This window comes from Niastella sp. sgz303648 (genome assembly GCF_059587045.1).
The window spans coordinates 110,194-124,250 of sequence record NZ_JCAPSW010000006.1; the positions used below are offsets into that span (position 1 = coordinate 110,194).

The following is a 14,057-nucleotide window of genomic DNA, read 5'->3' on the forward strand; positions in this document are numbered from 1 at the left end:
AATAATGAATAACGAATGTCGAATGTAGAATGATGAAGTAAATGCAACTTCGAAATTCTACATTCAATATTCATTATTCGATATTTATAATGTTAATTTTATCTGACAAACCTTATTCATGAAACAGTTTCTTACCTTATTACTACTTCTGCTGATCAGTGCTGCTTTGCCGGTGCAGGCGCAGCCTTCTGCCAAAGAAAAAAAATATTTCAAATTACTGCAAACAGCTTTCAACGAGCACAACGCTTACCAAACCGTATGGTATGTTGAGCAACGGTGGCGTATAGCTGGTAACAGCGGTTTTAACGAAAGCATTGGGTATGTAGAAAAAATATTGCAACAGGCGGGGTTTAAAAAAGAGATCAATAACGAAAGAGAAGCCCCGCTAACCTACCGCATTGAAAAACGGCCCATGAAACATGTTACCTGGGAGCCGGTAGATGCGCATTTGTTTATAGAGGGAGAAAACGAACCGCTGCTGAAGTTTAAAACCAACCGCAATATGATAGCCATGTATTCGGCCTCAACGCCCGCCGGCGGTGTTAAAGCCGAATTGGTATATATAGGAAACGGTTCGGCGGCATTAGAAGGAAAAGATTTAAAAGGGAAAATTGTTTTTGGCGAAGGTTCCATCGGCAGTGTTTATGGCAATGCAGTAAAAAACGGCGCTCTGGGAGCGCTGGCTTATTCCATGCCCTCCTATAACCAGCCCTCAAAATATACCAATTCAATTCAGTTTCAGGGCATCGGTTATACCGATTCGTTACAGCAAAAATGGGGCATACTGTTATCATGGGCGGCCAAAGAAAAGCTGAAAGCTGCTTTGGAAAAAGGGCCTGTATTTGTAAAAGTGCTGGTGAATACCAGAATATATAATTCAGAAGAACTAACGCTGGTAGCCAATGTACAGGGCAGCGAGCATCAGCAGGAACGCTTTGTGTTCAGTGCGCATGTACAGGAACCGGGGGCCAATGACAATGCTTCGGGCGTAGGTACGCTGGCCGAAATGGCGCGGGTAACCGCACTACTGGTGAAAAAAAAGAAGATAAAACCCAAACGGTCCATCACTTTTTTATGGGGCGATGAAATTGTGTCAACACGCCGGTATATTCAGGACGATTCAATACGCGCCAAAGGAATAAAATGGGGGCTGAGTTTGGACATGGTGGGCGAGGAAACACAAAAAACAGGCGGCACTTTTTTAATTGAAAAAATGCCCGATCCTTCAGCTATCTGGACACGGGGAAATGATAAACATACCGAATGGGGTGGCGGCACGCTGGGAGAAGAGGATATGTTTCCGCATTATTTTAACGATCTGCTGCTGAACCGTTGCCTGAACGAAGCCGCTCAAACAGGATGGGTGGTTCGTACCAATCCGTTTGAAGGAGGCAGCGATCATACCCCCTTTTTACAGGCAAAAATTCCGGGTTTGCTGATGTGGCATTTTACCGATGTGTTTTATCATACTGATGCCGACAGGTTAGATATGGTATCGCCTGCCGAAATGAAACATGTTGGCAAAAGCGCCCTGGCAACTGCCTATTTACTTACAATAGCCAATCATAAAACGGCTGTTGCGCTGATCAATGATGTTACCCGTAATGCCTTGCAGCGATTGCAAACCGAGTTTGAATTAAGTAAGCAGGCGGTACAGCAGGGAAAAGATAAAGCCGCCGAACAGCATATACTTGAAGTATGGCGCAACTGGTATGTAAATGCCATTAGCGCGGCTGCCGACATTTCGGCACAGGGCCCCAATGCCGCTGTTCAAAAAAGCATTGATGAGGCAAAGAAAAAAATACAGGAGCAAACAGCTTTGTATGTTTCGCAGCTGTGAGGAACGGAAGTCGGATGTCTGAGGCCGGAAGTCAGAAGATGTAAAGTATAATCAGATGCTTCATGTACTCAGGCTCTATCTGACTTCAGACTTCAAAATAAAAAAGCATCCCGCCCACGGCGGGATGCTTCTGCGAAAACAACTTATAACTGCAATATAACGGACGGTTACAAAACTTACTTAACTTTATTTACAACTGTTTCTTCAACATAGCTGTGACTTCTGTTGATGGTATATACTTCAGTAGTATTGTTCTTTTTTCCTTTTACCACTACGTTTAAGGTAGCATCACCCAGTTCGTCGGTTTTCAGCATGAACTTTTTAGTGATGTTAGCGCCTTTGAATTTATCGGTATAAAGAATGTTTCCGTTTTCATCGCGGAAAGTAACTGTAAACTCATCTTCTTCAGTATTGGAAAGGTTCAGCTGGAATACAGGATGTGTTTCCATGTTTCCGATGAACTTTAATTCTGTAACATGATTGTTTCCGCCTTCATCGTTGGCCAGAGTAACTGTTGAAAATACGAGAGTCAATGCTACTAATACGATGGTAAAAATTCCATAATTACTCATTGCCTTTTTCATAAAATGTGTATTTATATATTTAATGTTTCTGCTTAATTACTTTACTATGATGGGCAATCGTGGCAGGCAGGCAAATCGGATATTCTGTGGAGCGTTGAAACTTTTGGGCTTGTTGCGTTTCGTGATGCAAACATACACCGGGTTTGTGCGGGGTCAAAATCAACTATAAGCCGTTTTTAGGATGGGTAAGGTGTATGCGAAATGTTAAAACCCGCTACAGGAGCGGGTTTTACATAGGGGAGGGCATGATGCCCAACCCCAATTTCAGGCACAGTTAGCCTGTTGAATTGTATAGAAACTACCGGAAACAAGTACCTTTTACGGGTGATCGGTTGGTTTAGCCTTTAACTGAACACACGTTAGTTAATGTTAGTTACTTCTTTTGAAATTTAATTTTCTGATTGCCTGCACTAATAAAATATACGCCAGGCGTTAAACTACTAACGTCTGTTTTTCGCCCATCGCCGGTGGTGGTATATTGAACCTGCATGCGTTGTCCGTATATATTGGTGATGGTTATCTCCGAACTAACGTCTGTTATTTGTATATACGAAGTACAGGGATTGGGATAAACTTTTATTCGGGTATTTGGTGATAATGTAAAAAGCCTGTTATCGGAATATTGTATTGAGCCTGTAGCGTTGGTTAATTTAAGCCGGTAATACGATTTACCGGGTAGCGGTTTGGCATCTGTGAAAGTGTATTGTTTGTTCACTGCATCTGTGTACTGTACACGCTGCAACGTTTCCCATTGCGAACCATCTGATGAGCGTTGAACGCTGTAATTAGTTGTTTCATTTTGTTCAACTGCTTTCCATTGTACTAAAGCTGATTGCGAATTATTGCCGGCTACAGTAAAATCCGATAGCCGAACCGTTAATACGCCCGGGTCGTAATAATAAACGGTTAAGCGTATGTGATCAATTCGGGCAACCGGCATTAAGCCGGCCAGATCATTAATACGTGCCGAAAAAGAAATACCGAAGTTAGATGCATTAATGTCGGCAGGTAACCAGGTGCCGGCTCCCCAGTCATCGCTGCTACTGCCATAGGAAGTATAAGCATCGGTACTGGTCCAGTGTGGCGATTGGGCGTGATTGGTTCCGATAACTGAACCGGCTTTTATTAGCTGCACATTCAAATCGGTTACATACGATTCGAGCAAAAAAATATTAAAGCCAATGTTGGTGGCGCTTTTTTCTACTTCGGCTTCAATGCCACAAATCACTGCTGTAGCAGGAATAGAAAAATTGAAATTGGTGGCCTGTAAACCGGCCGTTTGCCCATTAAATAAACTAATTAATGTTGAAGCAGTTGCGTAAGTGTTGTTTGATGTGTACACATTACCGGGAGAATTAAACGTTAAATCGCCTCCACCGCTTGCAACACTAGCCGAAGCAGCCGGGCTGTTGGGACCTGAAGCTATACATGTTTGTGCACGCGCAAATTGTGTTGTGAAAAGGGCAAAACAGAATAAAATTATAATAATCTTATTCCATACACGAAAGGGTATAGGGACCATAAATAGTTTTAAATAGGGTTAACGATAATTTGTTGGTGCTACTATCAGATATCCTTAACCTTAATTATAACTATCTAACGTATTCTAAAAACAACTTACTACTACTTTTGAATCATGACTTTGCCCTGTTTATGCATGTTATAAATGTTAATATATGAAATTGTTTAAGGGCTAACACTTACCAGCCGGCAAGCGGCATACATGAAACGTGAAACGGTCACGCTATGGGTGGGGATGAAAGCAAAAGTTAAACAGTATACGACACCGTGGGGCACGTTTAATATACATTATATGCCTAAAACACTCTTCAGTTTTGCATACCCGCTTTTGCTAACAGGTACCTGTGCTCCTGTTGTTAACTGTGCCAGGTAACTTTCTTTTTCGTATGGATCGATTCGGGTAACAAGTTGTACGTTTACGATGTAGGAGCGGTGGGTACGCACAAACTGCTGTATATTCAACACCTTTTCAAAATGGCCCATGGTTTTATTTTTCAGAAAGGCGCCTTCTTTTGTATGAATTTTTACATAATCATCCGCTGCTTCGAGGTAGTGTACTTCATCAACCGGAATGATCTTTATTTTATTTCCTGTTTTTACAACAATGCGCTGGTTTTGTTGCGGTGATTGTGCAGCTTCTTCGAGCAGATCGCGGGTATTGCCGGCTGTTACAGATGCCTCGCGTTCGGTTAACCGTTCAATAGCTTTATCGAATCGTTCCTGGCTGTAAGGCTTTAACAGGTAATCTACTGCATGGCTTTCAAATGCCTTGATCGCAAATTCATCAAAGGCGGTGGTAAATATAACGGCGGGTGGTTGTTCAACCAGCTCCAGCATTTCAAAGCCATTGATCTTGGGCATTTGAATATCTAAAAAAACTACATCGGGCTGATGTTGCATGATTGCTTTTATACCTTCAAAGCCGTCGTTACACTCCTGCATTACCTGAATAGATGGGTGTTGCAGCAGGTATTCTTTTATAACCATGCGCGCCAGCGGTTCATCATCTACAATTATAGCCTTTTTCATTGCAGTATATAATATTTTATGTTGGTCAAATTTAGTGCTGTTTTCTATTGCCTATTGTCTATTGCACACTGCCTATTGTATAAGCGGCTGCGGAATTTTTATAATGGTGGTAAACAAATTATCGGTATGGGTGGTGTTCAGCAAATCGTGCCGTGCAAATAACAAATACAATCGCCGTTGCACCGAGCTTAAACCAAAACCTGTACCCTGTTTGGGCGATGAGGTTTCGGGGTCGAACGGATTTTGTATTTGAATCACCAGATAATTCGATTCTTCTTTGGCTTCCATATGAATGGTTACGGGTTCGGTAGTGTCGTAAAGGCCAAACTTAATGGCATTTTCAACCAGCGGCTGTAACAGCATATTGGGTAACTGTAGTTTTCTTGCGTCATCTGTGCTATGTATGGCTGCCTGTAAGCGGTGTCCAAAGCGCACTTTTTCAATATCGAGGTATAGTTGTAAATGTTGCAATTCGTCGTCGAAACTTATCCATTGGTTCTCTTCTTTTTTTAATGTGCCGCGCAGAAAATCTGATAACTGCTGAACCATTTTGCGGGCCTGTGCGGGTTGTATGGTTATTAAAGCGCTTATTGAATTAAGGCTGTTGAATAAAAAGTGGGGTTGCAGTTGCTGGCGTAATTTAAATAACTCGGCTTCGCGCGCCAGTTTTTCGGCATCGGTTTTACGTTGTTCGCTTTCTTTTTGTTCCTGCAGCGTGTAATACAATTCACTGATGAGGGCCATGCAAATGGTGGTCAGTAAAGCAATATCGAACCGTATGGGCATGAATTTATCGAGGAAGCTTACGTAGTCAGTTTTACCGGGATAAATAATGCCCATAGTATATTTTACAATGGTGCTCCATAAACCACAGGTGGCGGCGCAAATGATAATAATATATATGTATTTGCCTTTTTTGGGGCGGTAATATCTTAGGTTATTGGTAACGAGTATGCAAATGGCTGCCAGCAATGCGTTGCTCACCAGGCTGTCGATAACGGCTATACGCCATTCGAATCCCCAGTCCTGCAATATCTTAACCTGCATCAGCGACCAGGTAAACCACGCCGCAGCATATATGGTTTTGTTTTTAATGGTTGATAGTGGAGATGATGCCAAAGCTAAAGGCGTTTAAAGTCAATGATAATAAAATAAAGCTACTATTTATCTGTTACCGGTTACCGGGCGCTGGTTACCGGCAACCAGCAACCGGCACCTAAAATAATTGCAGAAATTTATGCGTACTATTCGATTTAATATGAGTGGCTTTTTTGTGTACCATTTCTTCATACAACGGGGCATTATCGGTTTCCTGAATTCTCGAATACAATTCTGCTCCGTCGATCAGCGCCGATATTTTATACAACTCACACACGTTTACAAATTGCCATTGTACTAATTTTTGCTGCTGGTTCAGAAACATTTCCTGTTCCTGTTCGCCAATGGCCTTTGCTTTTTCAAATGCCTCGTTTTCATCGGTGGCCTGTACTAATCGCAATTGTTCATCAAACTGCGCTGTGTGATCGCCGTCGCCGCAAATAATACGGTATACTATTTTTGCCAGGAACCAGTTCATATAATAGGTATTTAATGGTTGGTGAAAGACTTTATTAATAACTTTTGATTTCGATGCCGCCGAAGAAAGTAGTGCCGTTTAAAATAACCACTTTGTTTTCGTCGAAACTTGCTACAGGTGTACGCTTATCTTCGATACCGCCAAAAACGGCTACCATTTCTGAACGGATCTGCCAGTGGGGGGGTACAATTAACTTGGCGCCGCCGAATATCTGCACCATTTCTATCACTATTCTGCCTTCAAAATCGGCCTGTGTTAAGTTTATTTCAGCGCCTCCGAATATCGACACAATATCGCCGCCGCTGAAGTTTTTGGTATAAACGGTTTTTTTAATATTGCCGAAGATCGAAACAACCTCTAAGTTATCGCCTCTTTTTTTACGGGTGGTTGTTTCGGTAATATCCGGTGTTTCGGTAATATCCGAAGTTTCGGTGGGAGTATCGGTATTGGACGTGTTCGTTTGATCGTAATATTCTTTCCAACGCTCATCGAACCGGGTATGCCACAGCTTGCGGCGGCGGGGCGCCAGTATAATAATCAGGCCTAAAGCAATAATAAGCACGGGCCATATGAAGTGATAGATGGGTATGTTGGGCCATATCTTATCTAACAAAAAAACAAAGCCTACACCCGAAATGATCACCCAACCCGGGTCGCGGAAGGTATTACCCGCACCGGCCAGTAAACCAAATGCAATTAGCAGCATAGGCCAGGTAAATAACCATTCGGGAAATGCAACGCCAAATTCTTTTAAAAGTAAAATGGAACCAATGCCCAGCAGGAACAGTCCGGCCAAAACACTGCCGCTTCTTTTCCGTGCCTGGCGCCTTTCCTGTCGCGCTGCTCTTTTCAGTGCCCTGCGTTGTTCTTTGAATGTATTGTGACTCATGGAGTATTAATTTTACACAAAGCTATCCTCCATGACACTGTAATACAAGGCCTGGCCGACAGGCAGTCGGCAATTTTCGGTAAAACCGGATTTTCGACCGGTGAAAACGGAAGAAGGTAATAGTTACCGGTTACCAGTTACTGGTTACCGGGCTGTAATAGAAGCAGATCGCTCACAATAAGGAATAGACAATATGCAATAAGCAATGAAACAAACCGGGGGCCTTGTCAATTGTCTATTGCTTATTGGTTAATAGAATCCGTTCATGTTTCTTGATAACTTGCTTCTGATGCGACTGAGGGTTTCAAGCGTCATACCCAGGTAAGAAGCAATGAATTTAAGCGGAACCCGGTTCAGCAGGTCGCTTTTGGTGGCAATAAAATGTTTGTATTTCGAAGTGGCTTCGGTTAGCCGTGCTATAAAGGCTCTTTCTTCTGCATCGCGATAATACCTTTCCAATATCTTTCTGCCCACAATATTGGCTTCGGGAAAATGATCGTATAAATATTGAAGGTCCTCGTAATTGAGGCCCACCAGGTCGCAGTCTTCGAGCGCCTGAATATTTTCGCGTGCCGGTTGCTGTAAGCCAAAGCTGGTAATGGAGCTTACCAGTTCGTGTTCGGCAGTGATCCATGTAGTGATTTCCTTGATACCCTCTTTTATGTAGCTGCGTAAAATGCCTTTGCGTATCAGGTATATTTTCGAACACATGGTGCCCGACACTACCAAAAATTCGCCTTTGCTTACATGGTGCGGGAAAGTTTTTTGATTTAAATAGTCCTGTACAGCAGTACTAACGGGATATATGTTTTTTACAAATGAAGTAAATGGTGATTCTGAATAAGCGGTTTTTGATAACCATTGCTCTACACCTGTTTGTTTGGTTAGCGTTGTCGTCGTCATCTGTTGAGGTTTTAGATTGTCCTGAATTTGTGGAGGTACGGCCGTCGCTACGATTGCTTCAGTGGTAAGACACAGGTAATATTGAGCTGGATATTCTTATTAAAGATATAAATAATATTTTAAGTTTAGTAGTATTTATAATATGTATGAAAAATAAATAGCAGGCCTGCCAGTCCTCTGTGTTTGAGAAGATTAGTAGAAAAATTACAGATATGAATATGTGAAGCGGAAGTCTGAAGACAGATGTCCGAAGTCTGCTATCTGAGGACGGAAGTTGAAATCACGGGTTCTTCCGGCTTCCGGCTTCTGATTTCTGACCTCAGGTTTTCAGCAACTTAAAATCATCACCATCGAACATCCCCAGGTCGCTCAGTTTCAGGTGGGGAATAACGAGCAGGGCCATAAACGATAGGGTCATAAATGGAGCCGAAAGGCTGGCGCCCAGCGATTTGGCCATGGCATCGATAGCTGTATATGCTTCGGCAACTTTGTATCCGTCTTCGGCGCTCATGAGGCCGCCTACCGGTAATGGAAGTATCAGTTGCGCCTGCGGGCTCACACAACTTATGCCGCCCTGTTGTTCAATCACCAGGTTTACTGCCTGGCATATGCTTTCATCATCGGCGCCCACGGCAACAATATTATGACTATCATGTGCTACCGACGAAGCAATAGCGCCCTGTTTCAGTCCGATGTTTTTGATAAAACCGGTGGCAACCGGAGCATTCGCATAGCGGTTTACCACTACTATTTTGAGTATATCCCTGCCGGTATCGCTTACCAGGAATCCGTTGGCTATTTTAGGAGGCAGTAACAGTTTGTTGGTAATCAGCTGTCCATCGAGCGCCTCAATAACGGGGATTTCGGTTTCATCTTTGGAGGGAATCCCGAAATCGGAGATTTTCTTTAATTGACAATTAAAATTATTTACGCTGCCTGATTCAAGATAAGGAATGAACGAATTGCCTTTTTCCGCTACCAGTTCACCGTTAATATAGGTTTGTTGTATGGTAAACTGTTTCAGGTCGCCGGTTACAATAAAATCAGCGGGGTCGCCCACCCGCAGCAATCCAACATTGAGTTTATAATGCAAAACCGGGTTAACACAGGCAGCCTGCAAAATGCTAAACAGGTCAATGCCTTTAGCCACGGCCCTTGCGCATAGCTGGTTAATATGACCGGCCACGAGGCTATCGGGGTGTTTATCATCGCTGCCGAACATGATGTACCCGGGATAATCGTTCAGCAAAGGGATCAGTGCTTCGAAATTACGGGCGGCGCTACCTTCGCGAATGATGATCTTCATACCGTATTGCAGTTTATCCAACGCTTCTTCTTTGCTAAAGCATTCATGATCGGTACTGATAACCACTTTGCCCGGTTCACCGGCCTCGATATATTGCCGTGCCTGATCGCCCCGTAACCCCGGTGCATGTCCGTCGATCGGTTTGCCGGCCAGTTGGGCAGCCCTGATTTTTTGCATAACCACCGGATCGTTATACAATACCCCCGGAAAATTCATCATTTCGCTTAAATAGGGTATTTCTTCTTTTTGCAACAGCATGGTTACCTGATCGGCATCTAACGTGGCGCCTGCAGTTTCAAAAACGGTTGCCGGAACACAACTGGGAGCGCCGAAATAAAATTTAAAAGGAACGGTTTTGCCATTGCTGATCATGTACTCAACCCCCTGCATACCGCACACGTTGGCAATTTCGTGCGGGTCGCTGATGGTGGCAATGGTGCCATGCACCACTGCCAGCCGCGCAAATTCGCGCGGTATGAGCATGGAACTTTCAATATGCACATGACTATCTATAAAACCGGGGAGAATATAGTTTTGACTTTCAGGTTCTGAACTATCTGATGGCGTAATGGCAGTGATTTTTCCATCGGTCACGGTTATTGTAGCCGGATATATTTTTTTCTGCCATACATCTATGAGTTGACCTGAAATGCTAAAGTTCATATGTTTTGTTTTAGTCTGCAAGACCGCAAGTCTGCAAGTCCGAAAGATGAATGCTGCTAATGTAAGATTCTTTCGGACTTCCGGACTTTCCGACTTTTAAAAAGAAACCGGCAGGCCTGTAATATTTTCCCGCATGGGTCAACTAATTTTAAGGATTAACTAAACAGAAAAACTTTTATATAAAAAAAGGAACTTATTTTTATCCTCCAACCATTTTACCTAATAAAAAAATTAAATCATGAGATCCCTTCGTGTTGTATTGTTTTCAGTAGTGAGTATGCTGTCTGTTGTTTCTCTGCATGCCCAAACCGTTGATGACGTTATTAATAAGCACATTGAAGCAATAGGCGGCAAAGACAAAATTTCGGCCATAAAATCAGTATATACCGAGTATGATGTAGATATAATGGGCAATACGGCCTCGGGGATCACTTACCTGGTAAATGGCAAAGGCTTCAGGAATGAAGTAGATTTTGCAGGACAAAAGATCATTGAATGTGTTACCGAAAAAGGCGGCTGGGGCGTAAACCCAATGGCAGGTCAAACTGCACCAGAGGCCATGCCCGCCGATCAGGCAAAACTTCGCATGGGCCAGCTGGATGCCGGCGGACCCTTATTCAACTACGCATCCAAAGGCAATAAAGTTGAATTATTAGGAAAAGATACCCTTAACGGTAAATCCGTTTATAAAATAAAAGTTACCACCAAAGATGCCAATGAAAGTACATTCTGGATCGATGGTTCAACCTATTATATTTTAAAAAGCGTTTCAAAAGCAACCGTAAATGGTGAGCAAATTGAAACCAGTGTGCAGTTCAACAACTATAAGAAAACCGATTATGGATATGTAATACCGGTTAATTATGAAGTAACCCTGCCCCAGGGCTTTGCGCTGAACATAACCAGTAAAAAAACTGAGATCAATAAAGATATCGACATGAAGTTGTTTGAGATGCAGAAGTAAAGACTGATGTCGGAAGTCAGAAGTCAGAAGACAGAAGTCGGAAGATGGATGTAAAAAAATGTTAAAACGGGCGTGCTGTGACGTATGATTGCAGCACGCCTTTTTATTTATAGCGAAGCAAAAGATCTGTGTTCATCTGTATAATCTGTGGCAAAACTTCCTTCGCGTAGCGAATGAAAAACCCACATCCGTGGCTTCGCGCAGCGAAGCCTCCTTTAAAAGTTTGTTAGTACCGGTTGTTTCTTTAATTTGATGCCTTAATCAGGCAATATGGCAACATTTAAAAGGAGCATTTGTAGCATCATTTGTTTGGTTCTTTTTTGTACAGTATATGCCCAGCAGGCAATTGTAAATACAGTTGGAAAAGATCCGTTTACCGGGAAAACCACCGAAGTAGTTTATAAAGCAAAAGAAGGCACCTGGACGTTCACAGGATTCAATAATACCGTTATAAAAACAACGTATAAACCGGCCGACTACAGCAAAAATGAGCAGGTATCAGATGCCGTTATTGCCAAACCGGTTGGGGTTAACACTAAAATAACAGCAGGTACATCTCAAACGGTAGAATGGGAAAACTTAACCAGTGTAGTGGTGCAGCGCGAAAAATTCTATTATAAAGCGGGCAAAGAAGTAAAAGTAAAATCTGCCAGTTATTTTGCACAGGGCGATAGCCGCGGTTTCCGTTTTCAGTTAATGCCCAATGAACAGATCTTCGGTGGTGGCGAACGGGCCTTGCCGATGAACCGCCGTGGATACCGCATAAATTTATACAACAGTCCCTCGTACGGCTATGGGTTAGGAGCCGAAAACCTGAACTTTTCGGTGCCGTTCTTTATTTCCTCCGCCGGTTATGGTTTGTTTTTCGATAATCCTTCGAAAGGCTATGCCGATATTGGCCTTACCGATAAAAATACCCTTGAAACCGGTTTTATCAGTGGCGAGTTAACCTATTACGTGGTGTTTGGTAAAAACATCGACGAAATAATGAACAATTATACGGCCATCACCGGCCGCCAGCCTTTACCGCCACGCTGGGTGTTTGGCAATTTTGTTTCGCGTTTTGGTTATCGAAGCGAAGAGCAGGTGAAGCAGGTAGTAACTAAAATGAAGCAGGATAATTTCCCCATGGATGGTCTCGTGTTTGACCTGTTTTGGTTTGGCGACGATATCAAAGGCACCCTTGGAAACCTCGACTGGGTAAATACTCAAAAATGGCCTAACCCCAAACAAATGATCACTGATTTTAAAATGAAGGATAACTTAAAATCAGTGTTGATTACCGAACCATTTATTTTACAAAATACCAGATCGTATGCCGAGGCTACCCCCTTTTTAGCAACCGATGAAGCCGGCAAGCCGATGATGATCCCTGATTTTTATTTTGGAACCGGCGGTTTGGTAGATATATTCCGCAAACAATCGCAGGACTGGATATGGAAATATTATAAAAAGCAAATTGTTAATGGTGTAAGCGGCTGGTGGGTTGATTTAGCAGAACCCGAAAAACATCCCACGGGCATGATGCACAACTTTAAAGATTACGGTATAAACCGTTTGATGGGCGCCGATGAAGTGCATAACGTATATGGTCACTACTGGAGCAAAATGCTGTTTGAAAAATATAACTCTGAAGTTTCGGACCAGCGAATGTTTTTATTGAACCGATCAGGTTTTGCAGGCAGCCAGCGGTACAATGTATTTCCGTGGACCGGCGATGTGGCCCGTAGCTGGAGCGGATTAAAATCGCAACCCCTGGTTTTATTGGGAATGAGCATGAGCGGATTGCCCTATGTACATTCCGATGCCGGCGGATTTGCCACGGCAGATCAGCCTGACCCGGAGCTATATACGCGGTGGATACAGTTTGCTGCTTTTACGCCTGTATTTCGTCCGCATGGCACTGCGCTGGAAGATTATGATCGAAGTGTAAAAAGCATTCCTTCAGAACCGTGTTTTATAGAAGAGCCGTATAAAAGTATCGTTCGCAATTATATCAATCTGCGTTACCAGTTATTGCCGTATAACTATTCATTAAGCTACGAGCAGGCCGTGTTAGGGAAACCGTTGATGCGGCCATTGTGCTATTATAATTTATCCGACAGCATTGCGCTAAGGGCAGATGATGAATATTTCTGGGGCGATAATTTATTAGTAGCGCCGGTAACCGGTCAGGGGGCTACCGCCCGTATGTTGTACCTGCCTGCCGGTAAATGGTACAGCCTGGTCAATAACACGGTAAGCGATGGCAATAAATATATCAATCAACCGGCCGATGTAAAACAAATACCGGTGTTTGTAAAAGAAGGCAGCTTTGTGCCGATGTGGATCACAAAGGATACCATCAAATCGACCGAGTCGTACAACTCAAAAGAAATTACCATCCGGTATTATCCTTCGGCCACAGCTTCGACTTACGTATGGTTCGACGATGATGGCAACAGCACCAGAACGCTCGAAAAAGCCGATTACGAGCTGGTTACTTTCAGGGGCATTACTTCGGGCAATAAAGTAACCATCGAGATCAATACCAACAATCCGAATCAGTACGGTAAAAAATTCAGGCGCAAATTCAATATTGAATTACCAGTTCCCTTTGCAGCCGGTCAACAAGTAATGGTAAATGGCAAACCATTGGGTACTGAAACGATGGGTAAGCAACTCAATCCCTTTCAGCAGCTCACGAATGAATATGTATCGGTTGAGTTTAATGGCAAACCCTTAAAGGTAGAAGTGACCCTGAAGTAAGGGGGGAACATATTGCAGTTGGTGTGCATAAATA

11 protein-coding genes are annotated in these 14,057 nt (G+C 43.1%); 3 read left to right on the top strand and 8 right to left on the bottom strand.

Annotation, left to right across the window (positions count from 1 at the left end):
- The first annotated feature begins 118 nt into the window (after window positions 1–118).
- Window positions 119–1,840 (top strand): M28 family peptidase, encoded by a 1,722-nt coding sequence (locus AC59IL_RS18675; protein WP_496553699.1) that lies wholly within the window; start codon window positions 119–121, stop codon window positions 1,838–1,840.
- A gap of 176 nt (window positions 1,841–2,016) precedes the next feature.
- Here AC59IL_RS18675 and AC59IL_RS18680 read toward each other — a convergent pair whose 3' ends face one another.
- The 8 genes from AC59IL_RS18680 to ade all read right to left on the bottom strand — a co-directional run bounded on the left by AC59IL_RS18680 (window position 2,017) and on the right by ade (window position 10,311).
- On the bottom strand, window positions 2,017–2,424 hold the full coding sequence (locus AC59IL_RS18680) for a hypothetical protein (RefSeq protein ID WP_496553700.1): 408 nt from the start codon (window positions 2,422–2,424) through the stop codon (window positions 2,017–2,019).
- A 373-nt stretch (window positions 2,425–2,797) separates the two neighbouring features.
- Window positions 2,798–3,946 carry a T9SS type A sorting domain-containing protein gene (locus AC59IL_RS18685; RefSeq protein WP_496553701.1) on the bottom strand — a complete coding sequence of 383 codons (1,149 nt, stop codon included), beginning with the start codon at window positions 3,944–3,946 and terminating at the stop codon, window positions 2,798–2,800.
- A 287-nt stretch (window positions 3,947–4,233) separates the two neighbouring features.
- Window positions 4,234–4,974 carry a LytR/AlgR family response regulator transcription factor gene (locus tag AC59IL_RS18690; RefSeq protein ID WP_496553702.1) on the bottom strand — a complete coding sequence of 247 codons (741 nt, stop codon included), beginning with the start codon at window positions 4,972–4,974 and terminating at the stop codon, window positions 4,234–4,236.
- A gap of 72 nt (window positions 4,975–5,046) precedes the next feature.
- The gene (locus AC59IL_RS18695) at window positions 5,047–6,093 is read right to left on the bottom strand and encodes a sensor histidine kinase (protein WP_496553703.1); all 1,047 of its coding nucleotides are present in this window, start codon (window positions 6,091–6,093) and stop codon (window positions 5,047–5,049) included.
- A gap of 97 nt (window positions 6,094–6,190) precedes the next feature.
- Entirely contained in the window at window positions 6,191–6,550 is a 360-nt protein-coding gene (locus AC59IL_RS18700; RefSeq protein WP_496553704.1) for a DUF4288 domain-containing protein, read from the bottom strand.
- A 34-nt stretch (window positions 6,551–6,584) separates the two neighbouring features.
- Window positions 6,585–7,439, bottom strand: a complete 855-nt coding sequence (locus AC59IL_RS18705; RefSeq protein WP_496553705.1) for a LiaF transmembrane domain-containing protein — start codon at window positions 7,437–7,439, stop codon at window positions 6,585–6,587.
- 249 nt (window positions 7,440–7,688) lie between these two features.
- Complete coding sequence (locus AC59IL_RS18710) at window positions 7,689–8,342, bottom strand: Crp/Fnr family transcriptional regulator (RefSeq protein WP_496553706.1); 654 nt, start codon at window positions 8,340–8,342, stop codon at window positions 7,689–7,691.
- A gap of 319 nt (window positions 8,343–8,661) precedes the next feature.
- The gene (gene ade / locus AC59IL_RS18715; RefSeq protein WP_496553707.1) at window positions 8,662–10,311 is read right to left on the bottom strand and encodes an adenine deaminase; all 1,650 of its coding nucleotides are present in this window, start codon (window positions 10,309–10,311) and stop codon (window positions 8,662–8,664) included.
- Between the two features lie 238 nt (window positions 10,312–10,549).
- Between ade and AC59IL_RS18720 the strand changes: the two genes are divergently transcribed.
- Together AC59IL_RS18720 and AC59IL_RS18725 are read left to right on the top strand one after the other, a co-directional pair.
- Window positions 10,550–11,275 carry a LolA-like protein gene (locus AC59IL_RS18720; RefSeq protein ID WP_496553708.1) on the top strand — a complete coding sequence of 242 codons (726 nt, stop codon included), beginning with the start codon at window positions 10,550–10,552 and terminating at the stop codon, window positions 11,273–11,275.
- 270 nt (window positions 11,276–11,545) lie between these two features.
- Window positions 11,546–14,023, top strand: a complete 2,478-nt coding sequence (locus tag AC59IL_RS18725; RefSeq protein WP_496553709.1) for a TIM-barrel domain-containing protein — start codon at window positions 11,546–11,548, stop codon at window positions 14,021–14,023.
- The last annotated feature ends 34 nt before the right edge of the window (window positions 14,024–14,057 follow it).

Bases quoted from the DNA above. Each gene is read 5' to 3' on its own strand.
- AC59IL_RS18710 (WP_496553706.1), bottom strand. From the start codon at position 8,342: ATGACGACGACAACGCTAACCAAACAAACAGGTGTAGAGCAATGGTTA.
- AC59IL_RS18675 (WP_496553699.1), top strand. From the start codon at position 119: ATGAAACAGTTTCTTACCTTATTACTACTTCTGCTGATCAGTGCTGCT.
- AC59IL_RS18680 (WP_496553700.1), bottom strand. From the start codon at position 2,424: ATGAAAAAGGCAATGAGTAATTATGGAATTTTTACCATCGTATTAGTA.
- AC59IL_RS18725 (WP_496553709.1), top strand. From the start codon at position 11,546: ATGGCAACATTTAAAAGGAGCATTTGTAGCATCATTTGTTTGGTTCTT.
- AC59IL_RS18690 (WP_496553702.1), bottom strand. From the start codon at position 4,974: ATGAAAAAGGCTATAATTGTAGATGATGAACCGCTGGCGCGCATGGTT.
- AC59IL_RS18720 (WP_496553708.1), top strand. From the start codon at position 10,550: ATGAGATCCCTTCGTGTTGTATTGTTTTCAGTAGTGAGTATGCTGTCT.
- AC59IL_RS18700 (WP_496553704.1), bottom strand. From the start codon at position 6,550: ATGAACTGGTTCCTGGCAAAAATAGTATACCGTATTATTTGCGGCGAC.
- AC59IL_RS18705 (WP_496553705.1), bottom strand. From the start codon at position 7,439: ATGAGTCACAATACATTCAAAGAACAACGCAGGGCACTGAAAAGAGCA.
- AC59IL_RS18685 (WP_496553701.1), bottom strand. From the start codon at position 3,946: ATGGTCCCTATACCCTTTCGTGTATGGAATAAGATTATTATAATTTTA.
- ade (WP_496553707.1), bottom strand. From the start codon at position 10,311: ATGAACTTTAGCATTTCAGGTCAACTCATAGATGTATGGCAGAAAAAA.